We start from the raw sequence: 24,853 nt of genomic DNA, 5'->3' as shown, positions 1-24,853 counted from the left end.
AAAGGAGACCGTGTGGCGAAGAACTACTATGACATCACCCTAGCGCTGGCGGGAATTTGCCAGTCAGCCCGTCTGGTGCAACAGCTGGCGCATCAGGGTCATTGCGACGCAGATGCCCTGCACGTTTCACTGAACAGCGTTATCGATCTCAACCCTGGCTCGACCCTGGGCGTGTTCGGCGGCAGTGAAACCAATCTTCGTCTCGGTCTTGAAACCCTGCTTGGCGTGCTTAACGCCAGCAGCCGTCAGGGGTTAAACGCAGAGCTGACCCGCTACACGTTGAGCCTGATGGTGCTGGAGCGCAAGCTGAGCGCCGCGAAGGGCGCGCTCAATACCCTGGGCGATCGCATTGACGGGCTACAACGCCAGCTTGACCATTTTGACCTGCAGTCCGACACGCTGCTGAGCGCCATGGCCGGTATTTACGTTGACGTCATCAGCCCGCTGGGGCCGCGCATTCAGGTCACAGGCTCCCCTGCCGTGCTGCAAAGTCCACAGGTGCAGGCAAAAGTGCGTGCGTCCCTGCTGGCAGGGATCCGCGCCGCCGTGCTGTGGCACCAGGTTGGCGGTGGCCGCCTGCAGCTAATGTTTTCTCGTAATCGCCTGACCACTCAGGCAAAACAAATTCTTGCTCATTGTTAACCTCCCGGAGTTGCGAATTATGGAATTATCCTCACTGACCGCCGTATCCCCTGTCGATGGACGCTACGGCGATAAAGTCAGCGCGCTGCGCGGGATCTTCAGCGAATATGGTTTGCTGAAGTTCCGTGTTCAGGTTGAAGTACGCTGGCTGCAGAAGCTGGCCGCCCAGGCAGCAATCAAGGAAGTTCCTGCTTTTGACGAAAAGGCAAACGATTACCTTGATAAAATCGTTGCCGGGTTTAGCGAAGAAGACGCCGCGCGCATTAAGACCATCGAACGCACCACCAACCACGACGTGAAGGCGGTTGAGTATTTCCTGAAAGAGAAAGTGGAAAGCGTCCCTGCCCTGCACGCCGTGTCTGAGTTCATCCACTTCGCCTGTACCTCTGAAGACATCAACAACCTGTCTCATGCGCTGATGCTCTCCACCGCGCGCAAAGAGGTGGTGCTGCCTTACTGGCGTAAAATCATCGACGCGGTGAAAGCGCTGTCCGTGGAATACCGCGACATTCCGCTGCTTTCCCGTACTCACGGCCAGCCAGCCACCCCTTCCACCATGGGGAAAGAGATGGCGAACGTCGCGTACCGCATGGAGCGCCAGTACCGTCAGCTTGAGCAGGTTGAAATTCTGGGCAAAATCAACGGCGCGGTCGGTAACTATAACGCCCACATCGCCGCTTACCCGGAAGTGGACTGGCACCAGTTCAGCGAAGAGTTCGTGACCTCGCTGGGCGTTCAGTGGAACCCGTACACCACCCAGATCGAGCCGCACGACTATATCGCCGAGCTGTTTGACTGCATCGCGCGCTTCAACACCATCCTGATCGACTTCGATCGTGACGTGTGGGGCTACATCGCCCTGAACCACTTCAAGCAGAAAACCATCGCCGGTGAAATCGGCTCCTCCACCATGCCGCACAAGGTGAACCCCATCGACTTCGAAAACTCCGAAGGCAACCTGGGCCTGGCGAACGCCGTGCTGCAGCATATGGCGAGCAAACTGCCGGTATCCCGCTGGCAGCGCGATCTGACCGACTCCACCGTACTGCGTAACCTGGGCGTGGGCATTGGCTACGCGCTGATTGCGTACCAGTCCACCCTGAAAGGCGTGAGCAAGCTGGAAGTGAACCGCGACCGTCTGCTGGACGAGCTGGATCACAACTGGGAAGTGCTGGCGGAGCCGATCCAGACCGTGATGCGCCGTTACGGCATCGAAAAACCGTACGAAAAGCTGAAAGAGCTGACCCGCGGCAAACGCGTTGACGCCGAAGGCATGAAGCAGTTTATCGACGGTCTGGCGCTGCCGGAAGAAGAGAAAACCCGCCTGAAGGCAATGACCCCGGCGAACTACATTGGCCGCGCCATTACCATGGTCGACGAGCTGAAATAACGCCCCTCTCCCCCTTTTCGCCCGAAAAGGGGGATGCTTTTTCCCGGTTTACTCAATGTTTATCCCCACAACAACATAATCAGCGTTAAACTATTCATACCAATTATTTAGGGAGAAGAGATGATGCGCGTACTGGTTGTTGAGGATAACGCATTGCTACGCCATCACCTGAAGGTTCAGCTTCAGGAGATGGGACATCAGGTGGACGATGCTGAAGATGCAAAAGAAGCCGATTATTATCTCAATGAACACCTGCCGGATATCGCCATTGTCGATTTAGGGTTGCCTGACGAAGACGGTCTGTCGTTAATTCGCCGCTGGCGCAGCCACGATGTCTCCCTGCCGGTACTGGTGCTGACCGCCCGTGAAGGCTGGCAGGATAAGGTTGAGGTGCTCAGCGCGGGTGCAGATGATTACGTCACCAAGCCGTTTCATATTGAAGAGGTGGCGGCACGCATGCAGGCGCTATTACGCCGCAACAGCGGGCTGGCGTCACAGGTTATTTCCATCCCGCCTTTCCAGGTCGACCTCTCCCGCCGGGAATTATCCATCAATGATGAAGTGATCAAGCTCACCGCCTTCGAATACACCATCATGGAGACGCTGATCCGTAACAATGGCAAAGTGGTGAGTAAAGATTCCTTAATGCTCCAGCTTTATCCCGATGCGGAGCTACGCGAGAGCCATACCATTGACGTGCTGATGGGCCGCTTGCGCAAGAAGATTCAGGCGCAGTATCCCCAGGATGTGATTACCACCGTCCGTGGCCAGGGCTACCTGTTCGAATTACGCTAAATGAGACGGATCCTGCGCCATATTCTGCCCCTTTCGCTGCGGGTACGTTTTCTGCTGGCAACGGCCGCCGTCGTGCTGGTGCTGTCGCTCTCCTACGGCATGGTCGCCCTCGTAGGCTACAGCGTCAGCTTTGATAAAACCACATTTCGGCTGCTGCGTGGCGAAAGCAATCTGTTTTATACCCTGGCGAAGTGGGAAAACAACCGCATCACCGTCGAAATGCCGGAAAACCTCAACCAGCAAAGCCCCACGCTGGCCCTGATCTATGACGAGAAGGGTAAGTTACTGTGGGCGCAGCGTGACATCCCGTGGCTGGTTAAAAGTATTCGTCCGGAATGGCTTAAAACCAACGGATTTCATGAAATTGAGGCCGACCTCAACACCACCAGCTCGCTGATACGTGAAGATCGCTCCCTGCAGCAAAAGCTGAACGAGATCCGCGCAGATGATGCCGAAACGGAGATGACGCACTCCGTTGCGGTTAACCTCTACCCGGCGACGCTGAACATGCCTCAGCTAACCATCGTGGTGATCGACACCATTCCGGTCGAGCTCAAGCGTTCTTATATGGTCTGGAGCTGGTTCATCTACGTTCTGGCTGCAAATCTCCTGCTGGTGATCCCGCTGCTGTGGGTGGCGGCATGGTGGAGCTTGCGCCCCATTGAATCACTGGCGAAAGAGGTTCGCGAGCTGGAAGAACATCATCGCGAGAAGCTGAATCCGGAAACGACCCGCGAGCTCACTAGCCTGGTGCGTAACCTCAATCGCCTGCTGAAAAGCGAACGCGAACGCTATGATAAGTACCGTACCACCCTTACCGACCTGACCCACAGCCTGAAAACCCCGCTGGCCGTCATGCAAAGCACCCTGCGTTCAATGCGCAGTTCAAAGCTGAGCGTCGATGATGCCGAGCCGGTGATGCTGGAACAGATCAGCCGCATTTCGCAGCAAATTGGCTATTACCTGCACCGCGCCAGCATGCGTTCCGGCAGCGCCCTGCTGAGCCGCGAGCTGCACCCGGTCGCCCCGCTTCTGGATAACCTCACATCCGCCCTCAACAAGGTGTATCAGCGTAAAGGGGTGAACATTAGCCTCGATATCTCGCCCGAGATAAGCTTTGTCGGGGAGAAAAATGACTTCATGGAAGTGATGGGCAACATGCTGGACAACGCCTGCAAATACTGTCTGGAGTTCGTGGAAGTGTCCGCGCGTCAGACGGAAAATGAACTGCACATCATCGTTGAGGATGATGGTCCGGGGATCCCGCGCAACAAGCGTGACGTGGTGTTCGATCGCGGTCAGCGCGCCGATACGCTACGTCCAGGCCAGGGCGTAGGTTTAGCCGTTGCCCGCGAGATTGTTGACCAGTACGACGGAAAAATCGAAACCAGCGAAAGCTTGCTGGGCGGCGCCCGGATGGAGGTCATTTTTGGTCGCCAGGAGCCCACGTCGAACGATAGTTAACCCGTTATGTGAAAAATGCGAGGATCTCGCAGCCGGGGGGCCGAGCTTCCGTTATAATCCAGGTCAGTAAGAACCTGCGGAATAAAAAAATATGGATTATCACTTAACGCTTAACTGGCCCGAGTTTATTGAACGTTACTGGCAAAAACGCCCGGTGGTTCTGAAACGCGGGTTCAGCAACTTTGTCGACCCCATCTCCCCTGACGAACTGGCCGGTCTGGCCATGGAAAACGAAGTCGACAGCCGCCTGGTCAGCCACCAGGACGGGAAATGGCAGGTTAGCCACGGTCCTTTCGAAAGCTACGATCACCTTGGTGAAAACAACTGGTCGCTGCTGGTGCAGGCGGTCAACCACTGGCACGAGCCAACGGCCGCCTTAATGCGCCCGTTCCGCGCCCTGCCCGACTGGCGGATGGACGATCTGATGATCTCCTTCTCCGTGCCGGGCGGTGGCGTGGGTCCGCACCTGGACCAGTACGACGTGTTTATTATTCAGGGAACGGGCCGCCGCCGCTGGCGCGTGGGCGAAAAAGTGCCCATGAAGCAGCACTGCCCGCATCCGGATCTGCTTCAGGTCGATCCGTTCGAAGGCATTATCGACGAAGAGCTGGAGCCGGGTGATATTCTCTACATTCCGCCGGGGTTCCCGCACGAGGGTTACTCCCTGGAAAACTCACTTAACTACTCCGTCGGGTTCCGTGCGCCAAGCGGCCGCGAGATGATCAGCGGATTTGCCGACTATGTTCTGCAACGCGAGCTGGGCAGCTACCGTTACAGCGATCCTGACGTGCCTGCCCGCGAGCATCCGGCCGATATTCTGCCAGCGGAGCTGGACAAGCTGCGCGGCATGATGCTGGATCTAATCAACGAGCCGGAGCACTTCAAACAGTGGTTTGGCGAGTTTATCAGCCAGTCTCGTCATGAGCTGGACGTTGCGCCGCCGGAACCGCCTTATCAGGCTGACGAGATTTATGATGCCCTTCAGCAGGGCGACAAGCTGACGCGTCTGGGCGGGTTGCGCGTGCTGCGCATCGGCGAGGAGGTGTTCGTTAACGGCGAGAAGCTTGACTCTCCGCACCGTCCGGCGCTGGAGGCCATTGCCAGCCATCTGGTGTTGACTGCCGACACCTTTGGCGATGCGCTGGAAGATCCGTCCTTCCTCGCAATGCTGGCCGCGCTGGTCAACAGCGGGTACTGGTTCTTTGAGGACTGAGTCTCTGTAATGCCCGGTGGCGCTCCGCTTACCGGGCCTACGATCCGAATGTAGGCCCGGTAAGGCGTAGCCGCCACCCGGCTTTTTACTTCCGCTCACCCGCCATAAAATCCCCGATCTCTCCCGCCCAATCCACCGGATACAACCCCTCCCGTACATCGCGATGAAACGTTGAATACGGCCAGTCGCTGACTTTGCTGACATAGCCATGCTTCACCGGATTGATGTAGACGTAATCCATATGCCGCCAGTAGTCCTCTTCGTTACGGACGGTGTGCTCCCAGAAGCGTGGCTGCCAGATATGGCGCATTTCGATGTTGCGGCTAAATGTCTTTTTGATGTCGCGCCAGCGGGCGGAAAAATCGCTGTCGCCTTCCGGTAGGGTCCAGATACAGTGCATATGTTCAGGCAAAATAACCCACGCGTTTATCGTAAAAGGCTTTGCACGTTTAACCGCGGCAGTCGCGGTACGGAGGCTATCGATATGACGGGTAAGCAAATCGCTCTGACGGTTTTGCAGGTTGACGGTGAAGAACCAGGTTCCACCGGGGACGTAATGGCGACGGTAGTTTGACATGGGCACTCCTTGCCTTTTTGCCCGGTGGCGCTTCGCTTACCGGGCCTACAGTTCGAACGTAGGCCGGGTAAGGCGTAGCCGCCACCCGGCTTAAAGCGGCTACCGCTTCGCGGTCAACTCCGCGATCCGCACAACCACCTTCACCGCTTTTTCCATCCCTTCCAGCGTCACAAACTCATGCTTGCCGTGGTAGTTATAGCCACCGGTAAACAGGTTCGGGCAGGGCAATCCCATAAACGACAGCTGAGAACCGTCGGTACCGCCGCGAATCGGCTTCAGCTGCGGTTCAATATCGCAGTCGCGCATCGCCTGCTGGGCGATATCGAGAATATGCGGATGCGCCATCACCTTCTCGCGCATATTGTAATAGCTGTCTTCAATGATCAGCTCAATATAGCAATCAGGGTGTAATCCTTTACCCACCTTCTTCGCGATCTCCATCATCTTACGCTTGCGCGCCTCGAAGGCCTTACGGTCGAAATCGCGGATGATGTAGTGCATCTGCGCGCTGTCCACGGTGCCCTTGATGCTGGTCAGGTGATAAAAACCTTCATATCCCTCGGTCTGTTCGGGGCTCTCTTCCGCCGGGACTTCCGCGTGAATGCGGGATGCCAGCGACAGCGCGTTCACCATCACGCCTTTCGCCGAGCCGGGATGAACGTTGTTGCCGACAATTTTGATGGTCACCGACGCCGCGTTAAAGTTTTCATACTCCAGCTCACCGACGCCGCCACCGTCAACGGTGTAGGCCCACTGCGCGTTAAAGGCTTCCACGTCGAAATGCTTCGCCCCCTTGCCGACCTCTTCGTCCGGCGTAAAGGCCACGCGGATATCCCCGTGCGGGATATTTTTCTCTTTCAGCACCGCCAGCGCCGTCATGATCTCCGCGATGCCCGCCTTGTCATCCGCCCCCAGCAGCGTTTTCCCGTCGGTGGTGATCAGCGTCTGGCCGAGCAGCTGGTGCAGCACCGGGAACATCACCGGCGAAAGCACTTCGTCGCCAATGCCCAGCGCAATGTCGCCGCCGCGGTAGTTTTCCACAATCTGCGGGTTCACGTTTTTACCGCTAAAATCCGGAGAGGTGTCGACATGGGAGATAAAGCCAATCGCCGGAATGTCGCCCTGGACATTCGCCGGCAGCGTTGCCATCACAGTGCCTTTTTCGCTTAACGTGACGTTGACCAGCCCCATGGCGTCAAGCTGCTCTTTGAGCAGGTTTAATAGCTTCCACTGGCCTTCGGTGCTCGGCACCTGGCGAACACCCGGCTTAGATTGGGTATCCAGCGAAACGTACTGTAAAAAACGCTCAAGTAATTTATCCATGCAGTCACCCTCACTTTTCGTGACAACATTATCAATAAGCATCAAAACGCAAATATTGCGTCAGGTCACTTTTATCCCGCAAACGAGAATATTTTCCGTTTATATCGTTATGCGTTAATAAATGTAGCTTATGAATCAGTGACAAGGATTGGCGATTCCGGGGGATTGCCGTAGAATGTCCGCCCTCATTACGAGTCACCAAGGTGGTTACACACAAACCCCGCTTCAGTCTGCTGCCTGAGGCGTCTATATGGGACAGCGCAAAAATTGAATACACAATCCCGTTCACGTTCGCCGCTGGTGCAACTGGAACGAATTCGTAAACGTTTTGATGGTAAAGACGTTATTTCTGACCTCACTCTCACCATCAATGACGGTGAGTTTCTGACGCTGCTTGGCCCCTCCGGCTGCGGCAAAACAACCGTACTGCGCCTTATCGCCGGGCTGGAAAGCGTCGATAATGGCCACATCCATCTTGAGAATCAGGACATTACCCAGGTTCCTGCCGAAGATCGCCACGTCAATACCGTCTTTCAGAGCTATGCCCTCTTCCCGCACATGACCGTGTTTGAAAACGTGGCGTTTGGCCTGCGGATGCAAAAAACCCCGGCGAGCGAGATCGAGCCGCGCGTTACCGAAGCCCTGCGCATGGTGCAGCTTGAGACGTTTGCCCAGCGAAAACCCCACCAGCTTTCCGGCGGCCAGCAGCAGCGCGTGGCCATCGCCCGCGCCGTGGTCAACAAGCCGCGTCTGCTCCTGCTGGATGAATCCCTCTCCGCGCTCGACTATAAGCTGCGCAAGCAGATGCAGAACGAGCTCAAAGCCCTGCAGCGCAAGCTTGGCATTACCTTTGTCTTCGTCACCCACGATCAGGAAGAAGCCCTGACCATGTCCGACCGCATCGTGGTGATGCGCGACGGCAAAATCGAGCAGGACGGCACGCCGCGTGAAATCTACGAAGAGCCAAAAAACCTGTTTGTCGCCAGCTTCATTGGCGAGATCAATATCTTCGACGCCACGGTGCTCGAACGTCTGGACGACCAGCGCGTGCGCGCCAGCGTCGAAGGACGCGAGTGCAATATCACCGTGAATTTCCCCGTCGAAAAGGGGCAAAAGCTCAACGTTCTGCTGCGTCCGGAAGACCTGCGGGTTGATGAAATCCACGGCAGTACCGAGGCCGAAGGGTTAATCGGCTATATCCGCGAGCGGAACTATAAAGGGATGACGCTGGAGTCTGTCGTCGAGCTGGAGAACGGCAAAACGGTGATGGTCAGCGAATTCTTTAACGAAGACGACCCGGACTTCGACCACTCTCTCGACCAGAAAATGGTTATCAACTGGGTAGAAAGCTGGGAGGTTGTGCTGGCTGATGAAGAACACAAGTAAGTTCCAGAATGTGGTGATTGCCACGATCGTCGGTTGGCTTGTGCTGTTCGTCTTTTTACCCAACCTGATGATTATCGCCACCAGCTTTCTGACCCGCGACGATGCAAACTTCGTTTCGCTGGTCTTTACGCTGGACAACTACGCGCGCCTGCTCGATCCGCTCTATTTCGACGTGCTGCTGCACTCGCTCAATATGGCGCTGATTGCCACACTTGCCTGCCTGGTGCTCGGCTACCCTTTCGCCTGGTTCCTCGCGGGCCTGCCGCAAAAGGTGCGGCCGCTGCTGCTCTTTTTACTGATTGTTCCCTTCTGGACGAACTCGCTCATCCGTATTTATGGCCTGAAGATCTTCCTCAGCACCAAGGGCTATCTCAACGCGTTTCTGCTGTGGCTGGGGGTAATTGATACGCCGATCCGCATCATGTTCACCCCGAGCGCGGTGATTGTGGGTCTGGTCTATATCCTGCTGCCGTTTATGGTGATGCCGCTCTACTCCAGCATTGAGAAGCTGGATAAACCGCTGCTGGAAGCGGCAAAAGATCTGGGCGCCAGCAGGCTGCAGACGTTTATCCGCATCATTATTCCGCTGACGATGCCGGGCATTATCGCGGGCTGTCTGCTGGTGATGCTCCCGGCGATGGGACTGTTCTACGTTTCTGACCTGATGGGTGGGGCGAAAAACCTGCTGATCGGTAACGTGATCAAGAGTCAGTTCCTCAACATCCGCGACTGGCCGTTCGGGTCCGCGACCAGCATTACGCTGACGGTGGTCATGGGGATGATGCTGCTGGTCTACTGGCGCGCCTCACGCTTGCTGAACAAAAAGGTGGAACTCGAATGATCGGTCGACTGCTTCGCGGCGGTTTTATGACCGCCATTTACGCCTATCTGTATATTCCGATTATCATTTTGATCGTGAACTCGTTTAACAGCTCGCGGTTCGGGATCAGCTGGCAGGGCTTTACCACCGACTGGTACAGCCTGCTGATGAACAATGACAGCCTGCTGCAGGCGGCGCAGCACTCGCTGACGATGGCGATCTTCTCCGCCACCTTCGCCACGCTGATTGGCTCGCTCACCGCCGTAGCGCTGTACCGCTATCGCTTTCGCGGCAAACCGTTCGTCAGCGGCATGCTGTTTGTGGTGATGATGTCACCGGACATCGTGATGGCGATTTCGCTGCTGGTGCTGTTTATGCTGCTGGGCGTTCAGCTGGGCTTCTGGTCGCTGCTGTTTTCCCATATCACCTTCTGCCTGCCGTTTGTGGTGGTGACCGTCTTTGCGCGCCTGAAAGGGTTCGACGTGCGCATGCTGGAGGCGGCGAAGGATCTGGGCGCCAGCGAGATGACCATCCTGCGCAAAATCATCCTGCCGCTGGCGATGCCCGCCGTGGCGGCCGGATGGCTGCTGAGCTTCACCCTGTCGATGGACGACGTGGTCGTGTCCTCCTTCGTCACCGGACCGAGTTATGAAATTCTGCCGTTGAAAATCTATTCGATGGTGAAAGTCGGCGTTTCACCCGAGGTGAACGCGCTGGCGACCATTCTGCTGATGCTGTCGCTGGTTCTGGTGATCGCCAGCCAGGTTATTGCTCGTGATAAAACAAAATCTCAGGGGACAATGAAATGAAAAAAATGCTCGCCGCTGCGGCGCTGGTGCTCGGCATGGGTGCCGCGCACGCTGATGACGGTAAAACGCTCTACTTCTACAACTGGACCGAATACGTGCCGCCGGGCCTGCTGGAACAGTTCACCAGGGAGACGGGCATCAAGGTGATCTACTCGACCTACGAGTCGAATGAAACCATGTACGCCAAGCTAAAAACCTACAAGGACGGCGCGTACGATCTGGTCGTTCCCTCTACCTACTTTGTCGACAAAATGCGCAAAGAGGGCATGATCCAGAAGATCGACAAAACGAAGCTGAGCAATTTTTCAAACCTCGATCCGGAGATGCTCAACAAGCCGTTCGACCCGAATAACGACTACTCCATCCCGTATATCTGGGGTGCGACCGCGATTGGCGTCAATAGCGATGCTGTCGATCCGAAATCGGTGACAGGCTGGGCCGACCTGTGGAAACCCGAATATAAAAGTAGCCTGCTGTTGACCGACGACGCGCGTGAAGTATTCCAGGTGGCGCTGCGCAAGCTGGGCTACTCGGGCAACACGACGGATCCTAAAGAGATCGAAGCGGCGTATAACGAGCTGAAGAAGCTGATGCCTAACGTGGCGGCCTTCAACTCGGACAACCCGGCAAACCCGTACATGGAAGGCGAAGTGAATCTGGGGATGGTGTGGAATGGCTCGGCGTATGTTGCCCGCCAGGCCGGTACGCCGCTTGAGGTGGTCTGGCCGAAGGAAGGTGGGATCTTCTGGATGGATAGCCTGTCGATTCCGGCCAACGCGAAAAACGTGGATGGCGCCCTGAAGCTGATCAACTTCCTGCTGCGCCCTGACGTGGCGAAACAGGTTGCCGAGACGATTGGCTACCCGACGCCAAACCTCGCCGCACGCAAGCTGCTGAAGCCTGAAGTAGCCAACGATAAAACGCTCTACCCGGATGCCGAAACCATCAGCAAAGGGGAATGGCAGAACGATGTCGGTGAAGCCAGCCGCCTCTACGAAGAGTATTACCAGAAATTAAAAGCGGGCCGATAAACGGTATCGCGTTCTTCCCCACGCCGCCCGCGCGGCGTGGGGAAGGATCAGCTGACCGCATTCTCCCCTGCCCAGATGGTCGCCTTTCTCATCGCCTCAACCACCTCTTCATCCGACAGGCCCAGCGCCTGACGAACCCGGGTCGCGTCGTCCCACTGCTGCTGTTCATAGTATCGGCACAGGCTCACCAAATCGGCTAGCCGCCCCTCCTGATGGCACAGCGCGTTGCTCACGCTCTGCGGCACCGCAATTTGCTTCATCAACTCGGCCATCGGCAGCTCGAGAAGGGTATCGAGCAGTGAAAACAGGCCGCACATAAAGGCATTTTCAGCCAGCGCCGGTTCTTTCATGGTCTGTGCGATCAGCTCGCAGAACTTGCCGCGCATCATACTCAACGGGTAAAGCTCGCTCACGGTGTCGTTGCCCGCGCTGGCGAGAACCACGACGGCAACAAAGCGTCTCAGCTGATTTTCCCCGAGGTATCGGAGCACTTCACTCAGGGTTAACTTGCTGAAATTGCAGGCACCGATATGTTTAAAAGCGGTGTGTTTCATGTAGCGCATGATTTTATATGACAGCGTAAGATCGCTTTTAATCAACGACTCGACGATCCGGAAATCAGGCTTATTGCGTCCGACCTCCATTTGCAGCCGAAAAATCGCCAGCTGATTTTGCGATAGCCGTTTATATTTAATGACCTCTGGACGGCAGAAAAAATAGCCCTGAAACAGCGAGAATCCCTCTTCCCTGTACTGGTTGAATTCCTCTTTAGTCTCAATTTTTTCAGCGAGATATTTAATATGCCTGGTCAGATGTTTATGCTCTTTCAGATACGCTTTAATTTGCGCTAAGGTATAATTTCTGACGTCGAATTTCAGTATCGAAATAAAGGGTAAAAAAGCATCCCATTCTGGAGCAAGGGTGAAATCATCAAGCGCAAATTGATAACCGAGCGCATTCATCTCCCTGACGGCCTGCAGCAGTTCCGCCCCTGGCACCGCGTCTTCAAGGATCTCAATCACCACGCTCTCTTTGTCCAGCGCTTCACCACTGCGGTCAATGACCATTCGCGACGGGAAATTAATAAACGACGTATGCGTCCCGGCGATGCGCTGGGACGGCACGCATAAAAACTGATCGGATATCATTCTGGACGTGGCGTATTCCGCCGACACATCCGGAAATCGGTTTGTCATCCCATCGCGAAAGAGCAGCTCATAGGCCACCGTCTTCATCTCAGGGTTAAAAATGGGTTGTCGCGCAATAAATCCGTACATATCCCATCCTCCTCTACCACTTTATATTTATTAGCATCCTCTTTCTACACGACGATAACGAGTATTATCGAGCACTATTTTGATTGAATGCACAAAATAAAAACATCCACACTAATTAACAGGATTTATATGTTCCGGATTTAAATTAAATAGACCTGGCGATCTACAGAAAGCGAAAAAAATATCCGATAAGGAATAGGTGCCTGCCCGACAGGCACAATATTACGGGAGAAGAGAATGAGAGACGCCATGGTCCGAAGAGCAAAAATAAGAGTCAAGACGTTGATGCTATTGTCCATTTTCCTCACCGTGACGGTGGGCTTTACGGCAACGATCGGGTTTATGATGTGGCAGTGGATGGCGCAGCAGGAGGTGCTGGCCAAAAAACATATCCGCCAGATCGCCGAGATGCAATCGTTGCAGGTTAGCAAACAGCTGGACTCTGCCCTGACCGCCGCCCGGGATATGGGCAATAGCGCCCTGGCGCTGCGCGAGGCGGGCGTGGCCGATCGCCAGAGCCTGAACCAGCTGCTCATCCACTATCTGTCGGCGCATCCTCAGTTTCTATCTATGTCGATGGCCTTTGAGCCCAACGCGTTTGACGATAAAGATGCCGCCTTTGCCGGTCAGAGCGGTGAAGATCCTGCCGGACGCTATGCCCGCTATGTCGACCGCGATGCCTCTGGTAAACCCGCCCTGCACCTGCTGACGGACCTCGAAACGCCCGGCAGCGGCGATTACTATCTGCTGCCGAAAAAGCGGCAAAAAGAGGTGATCATCGAGCCCTATATTTATCCCTACAACGGCGTGGACGTGATGCTTACCTCTATTGCCGCCCCCATCATGCGGGACGGTCAGTTTCTGGGCTCGGTCACCTCTGACTTCTCGCTCGCCACGCTGCAAGCGACGATCGGCGCGATTAAACCGTGGAACGGCACGGGCTACGCTCTGCTCCTCTCGGCGGGCAATAGCGTGGTGTCCAGTCCGGACAAGCGCGCCGCAGGCAGGCCTTACGCCGGTCAGATTACCGGTCATGAGGTCACTCGGGTCGACGATCCGCTCCTGAAGGAAGAGGCGTTTATCACCTGGCAGGATATCGCCGTCGGGAATAGCCAGACGCCGTGGAAACTCGCCATTGTCACGCCGGTCAGCGAAGTCATGGCCGAAGCGCGCGCATTTTTACTGAAAGCCGTCGTCCTGATGGCGTTAAGCATCGTGGCGGTTAGCCTGGTGATGGCGCAGATCTTTACCCGCAAAGTTGACCGCCCCGTCGGGGGTGAACCTTCTGAAGCCGCCGGTATCGCCCTGGCCGTTGCGCGGGGAGAGTTGAACAACACTATCCCGGTGCGTTCCGGGGATACCCGCAGCATTTTTTATGCCCTGCACACCATGCAGACGCAGCTCAAGCGCATCGTCGGCAACATCAGCGAAGCCAGCCATTCCGTGCACGGCGGCACCAGCGAAATTTCGGCGGGTAACCTTGACCTCGCCTCGCGTACCGAAGAACAGGCGGCGGCGATTGTTGAAACGGCAGCCAGCATGGAAGAGATTTCGGTCACGGTGAAGAACAATGCCGATAACGCCCACAAGGCGACCACGCTGACCGATCGCGCCGCGAGCCTTGCCGGACATGGCGAAACGCTGGTGAACGACGTGATCGTGGTGATCGGGGAGATTGACGAGAGCGCACGCAAGATCGGTGAGATTAATAGCATCGTCGACGGCATCGCCTTCCAGACCAATATTCTGGCGCTGAATGCGGCCGTTGAAGCCGCGCGGGCTGGCGAACAGGGGCGCGGCTTCGCGGTCGTTGCAGGGGAAGTGCGCAATCTTGCCCAGCGAAGCGCTAACGCGGCAAAAGAGATCTCTCAGCTAATTGCCGAGTCCTCAGGCCGCGTAAGCAAAGGCGTTGCGCTGGTCAATGAAACCGGCGTGATGATGAAACAGGTCATTGAAGCCGTGTCGCACGTGCATCTGGTCATTAACGACATCGTTCAGGCGCTGGACGAGCAGAATCGGGGGATTAGCCAGGTCAGCACCGCCGTTAACCAGATGGACAGCACCACCCAGCAGAACGCCTCTCTGGTTCAGCAGATCTCTGCCGCAGCGCTCTTGCTGGACGAGCAGGCTAAATCGCTGGAGAAGACGCTGGCATTCTTCCATTCATAAATAAGCAGGCACCCGCTGGACGGGTGCCTTTTCACGCGATTGGCGCTACAGCCCTTTCAGCAGCTTGTCGACAAACGCCGGGACGACCGTACTTGCCAGCCCGTAGTGTTTCTCTTCAAACTCGCTGCCCACCTGGCTTGGCTCAAGATTGAGTTCTACCGTATGCGCGCCGTGCAGTCGCGCTTCATGGACAAACCCGGCCGCCGGGTAAACGTGGCCGGATGTGCCGATGGCGATAAACACGTCCGCCATCGCCAGCGCGCTGTAGATCTCATCCATGCCCAGCGGCATTTCGCCGAACCAGACCACGTGCGGACGCAGGCGCGACGGGAACTGGCAGCAGTGGCACTTATCTTCTGGCAGCACGTCCTCTTTCCAGTCCAGCACCTGACCGCTCCAGGCGCAGCGAACCTTGAGCAATTCACCGTGCATGTGGATGATGTTCTTGTTACCGGCCCGCTCGTGCAGGTTGTCAATATTCTGCGTCACCAGCAGGAAGCGATCCCCCAGCGCCTCTTCCAGCTTCGCCAGCGCCAGATGCGCCTCATTGGGCGCAACCTCAGGCTGGAGCAGCTGGCGGCGGCGGGCGTTGTAAAACGCCTGCACGAGATCCGGGTCGCGGGCAAAGCCTTCCGGCGTGGCCACATCCTCCACGCGGTGCTCTTCCCACAGCCCGTCCGCCGCGCGGAAGGTTCGAATTCCTGACTCGGCGGAGATCCCCGCCCCGGTCAGCACCACCACTCTGGGTTTATCCATCGCTTCTGGCATGATTCTGTCTCTGAAAAAGATCCGCTGGCGCAGACGCTCGCGCAAGCGGCGTTTGTTTTTGCGAAAACGGCTGAGTCGACCCTGGCGACGCGACAGCATAGAAACCTCGTAAACTAATCGGTGAGATGAAGGAATGCGGCTCCGCGCATGCCTCCTGCGTCCCCGTGTCGCGCGCGTTCAATACGCGGCACGCGGGCAACCGGCAATAAATGTCGGGGCAAACGCCCGGACAATCGTTCCGTAATCGCGGTAAAGTTTGAGAGCCCTCCCCCGATCGCCAGCAGATCCGGGTCGACGATGGTGAGAATATTGCCCAGACACACCGCCAGCAGATCCAGATAGCGCTCGACGTGCTCGCGCGCCTGCGCATCTCCCTGCTCCCACAGGGTAATGATTTGAGGGGCCTCAAGTTTCTGATGATAGAAGTGTTCGTAAAGCCATGCAAACCCGCGGCCGGAGAGGTAGTTCTCAATACAGCCGTGCTGGCCGCAGCCGCAGCGGGTCAGCGGGAAATCACGTCCTACCACCTCGAGGGCGTCCACCGGCAGGCGGATATGGCCAAACTCGCCGGTGATGTAGCTGCGCCCGGTAATCGGCTTGCCGTTGATGGCAATCCCCCCGCCGACGCCGGTGCCGAGGATCAGTCCCATCACCAATGGATACTGACGGAATTCATCATCCCAGGCTTCGGAGAGCGCAAAGCAGTTGGCATCGTTATCTAAACGCACGTCGCGTTCAAGGAGGGCGGAAAGATCGGCGCGCAGCGGCTTGCCGCTGGCGGCAGGCACGTTGGCCGCGTACAGCGTACCGTCGTCGGTTTCGGGCATGCCCGGAACACCGATGCCGACGCTGCCTTTCACGCCAAAGCGTTCATCCGCCTGCGCCACCAGCGCGGCAATGGCGGTTAAAAATTCGTCGTAGCTTTCGCGCGGCGTAGGAACGCGAGTTTCCCACTGCAGCTTGAGGTCTTTATCAAACACGCCGAGCGCAATCTTGGTGCCGCCAATATCAAATCCATAATACATAGTGCATTCCTCTTTTGACCTGGCGGCCCGAAAGCCGCTAGATCGTGACGTAATTACTGGCCACTTAATACCCTCGCCGGATCGATTCGGCTTGCGCGACGCGCCGGATACCAGCTTGCCAGCAGACTCAGTAAAAGTGCTGTGACCAGCACATAAAAAACATCCAGCCAGTGCAGCTCAGACGGCAGGAAGTCAATAAAATAGATATCACCCGACAGGAACTGGTGACCAATAAGCTTTTCAATCCCGTTGATAATGGGGGTCAGCTGCAGGGAAACCACCACGCCGATCGCCACGCCGCACAGGCTGCCGAACAGGCCCGCCAGCAAACCGTACCAGACGAAGATGGCGCGAATAAGACCGTCTTTCGCTCCGAGCGTTCGCAGGACGGCGATGTCGCCGCTCTTGTCCTTGACCGCCATCACCAGCGTCGAGACGATATTAAAGCACGCGACGCCAATCACCAGCACCATCGCCAGATACATAATGGCGCGGATCATCTGGATATCACGGTACATATACCCGTAAGTGCCGATCCAGCTTTTGATGTAGACATAGTTATTGGTGACGCTGCCCGCGTCGCGCACCAGTTTGTTGGCGTTAAAGACGTCGTTCACCTTAATGGCAATGCCCGTCACGCTGTCGCCCATGTCGAGATACTGACGCGCATCCTCCATCGGCACCATCGCGAAGCTGTGGTCAAGCTGTCCGCTCAGCTGGAGAATACCGGTGACGTGCAGGCGCACGCGCTTAGGCTGCTGCAGCTTGTGGTCGGCGCTGGCGTTCGGGATCATGATTGACACCCAGTCGCCCTGCTTCACCTTCAGGGCATCGGCGACGCCTTTGCCCATGATGATCTGCTGCTCGCCCGCCCTGAAGTTGGCCCACGCGCCGTTCTGCACATAGTTCGGCAGCGCGCTGAGACGCGCCTCCTGGGCCGGATTCACCCCTTTCACCTGAATGGCGCGCAGGTTAACCCCGCTCTCCACCAGCCCGGTGAAGTTGATATAGGGCGCGGCCGCGGCAATGCCCGGCACTTTTTCGACCTTGGCGAGCGCGTCGCTCCAGTTCGTCCACGGCTGGTTAACCGGTTCAATCTCCCCGTGCGGCACGACCGCCAGAATGCGGTTGTTCAGCTCGCGCTCGAAACCGTTCATGGCGCTTAAGCCGACAATCAGCACCGCCACGCCCAGCGCAATACCGATGGTCGAGATTACGGAGATCAGCGACACCATGCCGCCGCGACGGCGTCCGCGGCTAAAACGTAAACCGATGAGTAACGATAACGGTGACGCCATTACTCTGCTCCCATCAGGGTCAGTTCCGCGTTCAGATGGCCGTCGCGCATCTCAAGCTGGCGCCCCATGCGTTTTGCCAGCTGCAGATCGTGGGTCACCACCAGAAACGCGGTCCCCTGCGAGGCGTTCAGCTCGCCGAGAAGCTGGAAAATACTGTCCGCGTTGCGGGCATCCAGGTTACCGGTAGGCTCATCCGCCAGCACCAGACGCGGGTTGTTGACCAGCGCGCGGGCAATCGCCACGCGCTGGCGCTCGCCGCCGGACAGCTCCGACGGACGGTGGTTACCGCGATGGCCCAGCCCTACCGCTTTCAGCATGTCGCTGGCGCGGGCGTTTATTTCTGCCGGCTTCTTTTTGCCAATCAGCAGCGGCATCGCCACGTTTTCCAGCGCCGTGAAATCCGGCAGCAGGTGGTGGAACTGGTAGATAAAGCCCAGCTCGCGGTTGCGCAGCTCGGCCTTCGCCGCTGAGGACATTTTGCTCATCGGCTGGCCTGAGAAAATCACGTCGCCGTTGGTTGGGGTGTCCAGGCCGCCCAGCAGATGCAGCAGCGTACTTTTGCCCGAGCCGGAGCTGCCGACAATCGCCATCATCTCGCCTTCGCCCACGCTAAAGCTCACATTGTGCAGCACGTCGGTTTGCACAGTGCCTTCCTGATAGCGTTTGGACAGGTTGTCGCATTGCAACAGGATCTTATTCATAACGTAAAGCCTCAGCGGGTTGAGTGGCGGCGGCGCGCCAGGAAGGATAAAGCGTAGAAAGCAGCGCAATGGCCATCGCGGCCAGCGCAATACCGACCACCTGCAGCGGCTCGATAGCCACCGGCAGCGCCGCGCCGTCAAGCAGCGCGCCGATAATCGGCATTAAGTTGTTGAGCTGGCTGGCAAGCAGTGCCCCCAGCACGGCACCGAGCAGCGCGCCGATGATACCGGCGCTGGCCCCCTGGACCATAAAGACGGCCATGATCTGGCGCGGCGTCAGCCCCTGGGTTTGCAGGATGGCGACCTCGCCCTGCTTCTCCATCACCATCAGGCCCAGCGAGGTGATGATGTTAAATGCGGCCACGGCGACGATCAGGCTCAGCAGCAGCCCCATCATGTTTTTTTCCATCCGCACGGCCTGGAACAGCTCGCCTTTACGCTCGCGCCAGTCCTGCCATTTGGTGCCGTCCGGCAGTTTTTGCTGGCTGAGGGTATCGACCTTCAGCGGCGCGTCGAGCCACAGGCGCCAGCCGGTGATATTCCCTGCCGGGTAGCGCATCAGGCGGGAAGCGTCCTGGATGTTAACCAGCATCTGGTAGCCGTCGACCTCGCTGTTGGCAGCAAAGGTACCAATCACGTTAAACAGGCGCTGGCTTGGCAAACGCCCCATCGGGGTAAACTGGCTGGCTGAAGGCACCATCACGCGCAGCTGGTCGCCGCGGTTAACGCCAAGCTGTCCGGCAAGCTGTTCGCCCAGAATCACGTTGTATTTTCCGGCTTCCAGATCGGTCTGCTTCACGTTCACCAGGTAGGGCGTGAGCGGGTCTTTTTGCGCCGGGTCGATACCCAGCATCACGCCGACCGCCACGCTGCGGGCGCTTTGCAGCACTACATCGCCGGTGGTCAACGGCGCTACGCGCGTGACGCCCTGTAACTTCGCCGCGCTTTCCGGCAGCTGTTGCGGGTTAACCGACCCGTTGGAGGATGAGAGAACGGCCTGCGGCATTAGCCCCAGGATGTTGTTTTGCAGCTCGCGCTCGAAGCCATTCATGACGGAAAGCACCGTCACCAGAGCCATCACGCCAAGCGTAATGCCAATAGTCGAAAGCCAGGAGACAAAGCGACCGAAGCGGTCCGCGGCGCGCCCACGCATGTAACGTAAGCCTATAAAGAGTGCGACAGGTTGATACATGAAGTCCGTCTGTTTGCTGATAGCAGACCCACGAGTATATAAGCGAATCCGCTAAGCGTAAATGACTGAAACCGTAAGCTTTGGTAATCATTTTTCCGAAAAATTCAGATAAATCAGGGTGCTATTGTCTGAATGTTCGCCTCGCCACCTCCACCTTTTCCGAAAAACCTCCTGATACAGACTGTTACCCATTACATCCTGGCGTCGTTTTACAACAATTGCCCGTTCGTTTATGGCAATAAGGTAGTGGCGAACAATGAAGCAAAAAGCATTATGGATTAACCAGATAAAAGGGCTGTGTATCTGCCTGGTGGTTATCTATCACTCGGTTATCACGTTTTACCCGCATCTGATCGGGCTGCAACACCCGCTCTCCGGCCTTCTCGCCAAATGCTGGGTCTATTTTAACCTCTATCTTGCACCGTTTCGTATGCCGGTCTTCTTCTTTATCTCCGGCTATCTGATCCGTCGCTATATTGACGAGGTGGACTGGCGATCCAGCCTCGACAAACGGGTCCTGAGCATTGTCTGGGTCCTGGCGCTGTGGGGGATTCTGCAATGGCAGGCGCTGACACACCTGAACGCCTGGCTGGCCCCCGAGCGTGAGCTTGCCACCGCGTCGAACGCGGCCTATGCCGACTCGCTCTCGGGATTTGTACGCGGTATGCTCACCGCCAGCACCAGCCTGTGGTATCTGTATGCGCTGGTGGTCTACTTCACTCTGTGTAAACTGCTGAGCCGCTGGAAGCTGCCGGTACTCGGACTGCTTGCGCTGGCGAGCATCGCGATCAACTTCCTGCCGCTGCCGTGGTGGGGAATGAACAGCGTGGTACGCAACATGATCTACTACAGCCTGGGGGCGTGGTATGGCGCCGAGCTGATGGCGTGGATGAAAAGCTTCAACCTGCGCCGCACTTGGCTGGCTACTGGCGCTTTCGCGGCCGTCTCCGTGGTGCTGTGGTTTGCTAACGTTCCTCTCCTGCTTTCTCTGCTGTCGATCGTGTTGATCATGAAGCTGTTCTACAGCCTTGAGCAGCGTTATACCGTACATCCCAACAACCTGCTGAACGTGATTGGCTCAAACACCATTGCGATTTATACCACCCACCGCATCCTCATTGAGGCCTTCAGCCTGTTCCTGATTGGCGAGATGAATGCCGCGTACTGGCCGGTCTGGGCAGAGCTGGGCTTAATTCTGGTCTACCCGTTTGCCAGCCTGCTTATCTGCACCCTTGCCGGGCTCGGGGTGCGTAAACTCTCCACCGCGCTGTTTGGCGATGTGTTCTTCTCACCTCCTTCGACTCTCACCCTGTCACCGTCGACGCGCTAATGCCCTCTCCGCCCCCGTTTCGGGGGCATATCGTCCCGTCGTGCGGTTACGATTTGCTTATGTAAAACGATCGAGGATAATAAAGACATTGCGTATCAGTGATATGCCCCAATACTGTTGGTATATCCATAAGAGACTCTGACATAGCCATGCCTGAACACTATCGTTATTCCTTGCCTGTCAAAGCGGGCGACCAGCGCCAGCTGGGCGAACTCACCGGCGCGGCATGCGCCACGCTGGTGGCGGAAATCGCCGAGCGTCATCCAGGCCCGGTGATCCTGGTTGCCCCGGATATGCAAAACGCCCTGCGCCTGCACGACGAAATCCGCCAGTTCACCGATAGCCTGGTGTTCAGCCTGGCCGACTGGGAAACGCTGCCGTATGACAGCTTCTCGCCGCACCAGGAGATCATCTCCTCGCGCCTGTCGACGCTTTACCAGCTGCCGACCATGCAGCGCGGCGTGTTGATTGTGCCGGTAAACACCCTGATGCAGCGCGTCTGTCCGCACAGCTATCTGCACGGTCACGCGCTGGTGATGAAAAAAGGCCAGCGCCTGTCCCGCGATGCCCTGCGCGCACAGCTTGACGGTGCGGGCTATCGCCATGTCGATCAGGTGATGGAGCACGGGGAATACGCGACCCGCGGCGCGCTGCTAGACCTTTATCCGATGGGCAGCGACCAGCCGTATCGTCTGGACTTCTTCGATGACGAAATCGACAGCCTGCGCGTATTCGACGCCGACACGCAGCGCACGCTGGAGGAAGTAGAGTCCATTAACTTACTGCCCGCGCATGAGTTCCCTACGGACAAAACCGCTATTGAACTGTTCCGCAGCCAGTGGCGCGATAAGTTCGAGGTCAAGCGCGACGCGGAACATATTTACCAGCAGGTCAGCAAAGGGACGCTTCCTGCCGGGATCGAATACTGGCAGCCGCTGTTCTTTAACGAGCCGCTGCCCGCCCTGTTCAGCTACTTCCCGGCGAACACGCTGATTGTGAACACCGGCGACATCGACGCCAGCGCCAGCCGCTTTGAAAGCGAAACCCGCGCGCGCTTCGAAAACCGGGGCGTTGATCCGATGCGCCCACTGCTGCCGCCGGAAGCGCTGTGGCTGCGCACCGACGAGCTCAACGCCGAGCTGAAGCGCTGGCCGCGCATGCAGCTGAAAACCGATTCGCTCGCCGATAAGGCCGCCAATACCAACCTCGCCTTCCGGACGCTGCCGGACCTGGCCGTTCAGGCGCAGCAGAAATCCCCGCTGGATAATCTGCGCAAGTTCCTGGAGTCATTTACTGGGCCAGTAGTGTTCTCGGTTGAGAGTGAAGGCCGCCGCGAAGCATTAGGTGAGCTGCTGGGACGCATTAAGGTGGCGCCGAAGCGCATCCTGCGCCTGAGCGAAGCGACCGGAAACGGTCGTTACCTGATGATTGGCGCCGCCGAACACGGGTTTATTGATACGCTCAACAACCTGGCGCTGATTTGCGAAAGCGACCTGCTGGGCGAGCGCGTCGCGCGTCGTCGTCAGGACAGCCGTCGCACCATCAACCCGGACACGCTGATCCGTAACCTGGCCGAGCTGCATCCGGGCCAGCCGATTGTTCACCTGGAGCATGGCGTTGGGCGCTATCAGGGAATGACCACGCTGGAAGCGGGCGGCATCAAGGGTGAATACCTGATGCTGACCTACGCCAACGACGCCAAACTGTATGTCCCGGTGTCGTCCCTGCATCTGATCAGCCGCTACGCGGGCGGTGCCGAAGAGAACGCGCCGCTGCACAAGCTGGGCGGCGACGCCTGGGCGCGCGCGCGCCAGAAGGCCGCGGAAAAAGTGCGCGACGTGGCGGCCGAACTGCTGGATATCTACGCCCAGCGCGCGGCCAAAGAGGGCTTCGCCTTTAAGCATGATAAAGAGCAGTACCAGCTGTTCTGCGACAGCTTCCCGTTTGAAACCACGCCGGACCAGGCTCAGGCTATTAACGCCGTGCTGAGCGACATGTGCCAGCCGCTGGCAATGGACCGCTTAGTCTGCGGCGACGTCGGCTTCGGTAAGACCGAAGTGGCAATGCGCGCCGCCTTCCTGGCGGTGGAAAACAACAAGCAGGTGGCGGTACTGGTGCCGACTACCCTGCTCGCCCAGCAGCACTTCGACAACTTCCGCGACCGCTTCGCCAACTGGCCGGTGCGCATCGAGATGCTGTCGCGTTTTCGCAGCGCCAAAGAGCAGACGCAGATCCTCGAACAGGCCAGCGAAGGCAAAATCGATATTCTGATCGGCACCCATAAGCTGCTGCAAAGCGACGTGAAGTGGAAAGATCTGGGGCTGCTGATCGTCGATGAAGAGCACCGCTTCGGGGTACGCCATAAAGAACGCATCAAAGCGATGCGCGCCGACGTCGATATCCTGACCCTGACCGCCACGCCAATCCCGCGAACCCTGAACATGGCGATGAGCGGCATGCGCGATCTGTCGATTATTGCCACGCCGCCGGCGCGCCGCCTGGCGGTGAAAACCTTTGTCCGCGAGTACGATAACCTGGTAGTGCGCGAGGCGATCCTGCGTGAAGTGCTGCGCGGGGGTCAGGTCTATTACCTCTACAACGACGTGGAAAACATCCAGAAAGCCGCCGACAGGCTGGCGGAGCTGGTGCCGGAAGCGCGCATTGCGATCGGCCACGGGCAGATGCGCGAGCGCGAGCTGGAACGGGTAATGAACGACTTCCACCACCAGCGCTTTAACGTGCTGGTGTGCACTACCATCATCGAAACCGGGATCGACATTCCGACGGCGAACACCATCATCATTGAACGCGCGGATCACTTTGGTCTGGCGCAGCTTCACCAGCTCCGCGGCCGCGTCGGGCGTTCGCACCATCAGGCCTACGCCTGGCTGCTGACGCCGCATCCGAAAGCGATGACCACCGACGCGCAAAAGCGCCTGGAGGCCATCGCCTCGCTGGAAGACCTCGGCGCAGGCTTCGCGCTGGCCACGCACGATCTTGAGATCCGCGGGGCCGGCGAGCTGCTGGGTGAAGACCAGAGCGGCTCCATGGAGACCATCGGCTTCTCGCTCTATATGGAGCTGCTGGAAAACGCGGTTGATGCCCTGAAGGCCGGACGCGAGCCGTCGCTGGAGGATCTCACCAGCCAGCAGACCGAGGTCGAATTGCGTATGCCTTCCCTGCTGCCGGACGATTTCATTCCGGACGTGAATACCCGACTGTCGTTCTACAAGCGCATCGCCAGCGCGAAGCAGGAGAACGAGCTGGAAGAGATTAAGGTGGAGCTGATCGACCGCTTCGGTCTGCTGCCTGATGCGGCAAGAAATTTGCTGGATATCGCGCGCCTGCGCCAGCAGGCGCAAAAGCTTGGGATCCGCAGGCTCGAAGGCAATGAAAAAGGCGGGGTGATTGAATTCGCCGAGAAGAATCACGTCAACCCGATGTGGCTGATCGGCCTGCTGCAAAAACAGCCGCAGCATTTCCGTCTGGATGGCCCAACCCGTCTCAAATTTACCCAGGAGCTGACGGAGCGCAAAACCCGTATGGACTGGGTGCGTAACTTTATGCGGCAGCTGGAAGAGAACGCGATCGCATAAATTCCCTTCCCCCGCTAGCCAACGCTAACGGGGGACAATTTACAAAC

The 24,853-nt window shown here is 57.5% G+C and carries 20 protein-coding genes; 12 read left to right on the top strand and 8 right to left on the bottom strand.

Features of this window, described 5'->3' with window-relative positions:
- Positions 1-12 precede the first annotated feature (12 nt).
- The 5 genes from hflD to FY206_RS10155 all read left to right on the top strand — a co-directional run bounded on the left by hflD (position 13) and on the right by FY206_RS10155 (position 5,504).
- Positions 13-642 carry a high frequency lysogenization protein HflD gene (gene hflD, locus FY206_RS10175; protein WP_032639741.1) on the top strand — a complete coding sequence of 210 codons (630 nt, stop codon included), beginning with the start codon at positions 13-15 and terminating at the stop codon, positions 640-642.
- A gap of 19 nt (positions 643-661) precedes the next feature.
- On the top strand, positions 662-2,032 hold the full coding sequence (gene purB, locus FY206_RS10170; protein ID WP_032639739.1) for an adenylosuccinate lyase: 1,371 nt from the start codon (positions 662-664) through the stop codon (positions 2,030-2,032).
- A 123-nt stretch (positions 2,033-2,155) separates the two neighbouring features.
- Positions 2,156-2,827, top strand: coding sequence for a two-component system response regulator PhoP (phoP, locus tag FY206_RS10165; RefSeq protein WP_024908594.1), 672 nt, complete (start codon positions 2,156-2,158; stop codon positions 2,825-2,827).
- The gene (gene phoQ, locus FY206_RS10160) at positions 2,828-4,291 is read left to right on the top strand and encodes a two-component system sensor histidine kinase PhoQ (RefSeq protein ID WP_032639737.1); all 1,464 of its coding nucleotides are present in this window, start codon (positions 2,828-2,830) and stop codon (positions 4,289-4,291) included. It abuts the gene before it with no gap.
- 91 nt (positions 4,292-4,382) lie between these two features.
- Positions 4,383-5,504, top strand: coding sequence for a ribosomal protein uL16 3-hydroxylase (locus tag FY206_RS10155; RefSeq protein WP_032639735.1), 1,122 nt, complete (start codon positions 4,383-4,385; stop codon positions 5,502-5,504).
- A gap of 85 nt (positions 5,505-5,589) precedes the next feature.
- Here the strand turns inward: FY206_RS10155 and FY206_RS10150 are convergent, their stop codons facing one another.
- Positions 5,590-6,081, bottom strand: coding sequence for an REP-associated tyrosine transposase (locus FY206_RS10150; protein WP_032639733.1), 492 nt, complete (start codon positions 6,079-6,081; stop codon positions 5,590-5,592).
- Positions 6,082-6,180: 99 nt separating this feature from the next.
- Positions 6,181-7,404 carry a peptidase T gene (gene pepT / locus FY206_RS10145; protein WP_032639730.1) on the bottom strand — a complete coding sequence of 408 codons (1,224 nt, stop codon included), beginning with the start codon at positions 7,402-7,404 and terminating at the stop codon, positions 6,181-6,183.
- A 237-nt stretch (positions 7,405-7,641) separates the two neighbouring features.
- Here pepT and potA point away from each other — a divergent pair, with 237 nt between their 5' ends.
- Genes potA through potD form a run of 4 tightly spaced genes read left to right on the top strand, consistent with a single transcriptional unit; the run spans position 7,642 to position 11,450 of the window.
- Positions 7,642-8,790, top strand: a complete 1,149-nt coding sequence (gene potA, locus FY206_RS10140; protein WP_167513859.1) for a spermidine/putrescine ABC transporter ATP-binding protein PotA — start codon at positions 7,642-7,644, stop codon at positions 8,788-8,790.
- On the top strand, positions 8,774-9,631 hold the full coding sequence (potB, locus tag FY206_RS10135) for a spermidine/putrescine ABC transporter permease PotB (protein WP_032639726.1): 858 nt from the start codon (positions 8,774-8,776) through the stop codon (positions 9,629-9,631). The genes potA and potB overlap by 17 nt, the downstream gene beginning before the upstream one ends.
- A complete protein-coding gene (gene potC / locus FY206_RS10130) occupies positions 9,628-10,419 on the top strand; it encodes a spermidine/putrescine ABC transporter permease PotC (RefSeq protein ID WP_032639724.1) in 792 nt (263 codons plus the stop codon). Before potB ends, potC begins: the two co-directional genes overlap by 4 nt.
- Entirely contained in the window at positions 10,416-11,450 is a 1,035-nt protein-coding gene (gene potD / locus FY206_RS10125; protein WP_032639721.1) for a spermidine/putrescine ABC transporter substrate-binding protein PotD, read from the top strand. The genes potC and potD overlap by 4 nt, the downstream gene beginning before the upstream one ends.
- 47 nt (positions 11,451-11,497) lie before the next feature.
- Here the strand turns inward: potD and FY206_RS10120 are convergent, their stop codons facing one another.
- Positions 11,498-12,727, bottom strand: coding sequence for an EAL and HDOD domain-containing protein (locus FY206_RS10120; RefSeq protein WP_032639719.1), 1,230 nt, complete (start codon positions 12,725-12,727; stop codon positions 11,498-11,500).
- A 237-nt stretch (positions 12,728-12,964) separates the two neighbouring features.
- On the opposite strand from FY206_RS10120, the gene FY206_RS10115 reads away from it, so the two are divergent.
- Entirely contained in the window at positions 12,965-14,896 is a 1,932-nt protein-coding gene (locus FY206_RS10115) for a methyl-accepting chemotaxis protein (RefSeq protein ID WP_032639717.1), read from the top strand.
- Positions 14,897-14,941: 45 nt separating this feature from the next.
- Here FY206_RS10115 and cobB read toward each other — a convergent pair whose 3' ends face one another.
- Genes cobB through lolC form a run of 5 tightly spaced genes read right to left on the bottom strand, consistent with a single transcriptional unit; the run spans position 14,942 to position 19,880 of the window.
- Entirely contained in the window at positions 14,942-15,763 is an 822-nt protein-coding gene (cobB, locus tag FY206_RS10110) for a Sir2 family NAD+-dependent deacetylase (RefSeq protein WP_032639715.1), read from the bottom strand.
- A gap of 14 nt (positions 15,764-15,777) precedes the next feature.
- The gene (nagK, locus tag FY206_RS10105; protein ID WP_077064084.1) at positions 15,778-16,689 is read right to left on the bottom strand and encodes an N-acetylglucosamine kinase; all 912 of its coding nucleotides are present in this window, start codon (positions 16,687-16,689) and stop codon (positions 15,778-15,780) included.
- A 53-nt stretch (positions 16,690-16,742) separates the two neighbouring features.
- Positions 16,743-17,987, bottom strand: a complete 1,245-nt coding sequence (gene lolE / locus FY206_RS10100; RefSeq protein WP_032639712.1) for a lipoprotein-releasing ABC transporter permease subunit LolE — start codon at positions 17,985-17,987, stop codon at positions 16,743-16,745.
- The gene (lolD, locus tag FY206_RS10095) at positions 17,987-18,688 is read right to left on the bottom strand and encodes a lipoprotein-releasing ABC transporter ATP-binding protein LolD (protein WP_008500772.1); all 702 of its coding nucleotides are present in this window, start codon (positions 18,686-18,688) and stop codon (positions 17,987-17,989) included. Before lolD ends, lolE begins: the two co-directional genes overlap by 1 nt.
- Positions 18,681-19,880, bottom strand: a complete 1,200-nt coding sequence (gene lolC, locus FY206_RS10090; protein WP_032639710.1) for a lipoprotein-releasing ABC transporter permease subunit LolC — start codon at positions 19,878-19,880, stop codon at positions 18,681-18,683. The genes lolD and lolC overlap by 8 nt, the downstream gene beginning before the upstream one ends.
- A gap of 256 nt (positions 19,881-20,136) precedes the next feature.
- On the opposite strand from lolC, the gene FY206_RS10085 reads away from it, so the two are divergent.
- Both FY206_RS10085 and mfd read left to right on the top strand, forming a co-directional pair.
- Positions 20,137-21,210, top strand: a complete 1,074-nt coding sequence (locus tag FY206_RS10085; RefSeq protein WP_032639708.1) for an acyltransferase family protein — start codon at positions 20,137-20,139, stop codon at positions 21,208-21,210.
- A gap of 149 nt (positions 21,211-21,359) precedes the next feature.
- Positions 21,360-24,806, top strand: a complete 3,447-nt coding sequence (gene mfd, locus FY206_RS10080; protein WP_032639705.1) for a transcription-repair coupling factor — start codon at positions 21,360-21,362, stop codon at positions 24,804-24,806.
- Positions 24,807-24,853 lie beyond the last annotated feature (47 nt).

The sequence above is a fragment of the Enterobacter chengduensis genome, assembly GCF_001984825.2.
GTDB classification, from domain to species: Bacteria; Pseudomonadota; Gammaproteobacteria; order Enterobacterales; family Enterobacteriaceae; genus Enterobacter; species Enterobacter chengduensis.
Note: the sequence above shows the minus strand (reverse complement) of the source record. Positions and strands in the feature narration are given on the sequence as shown.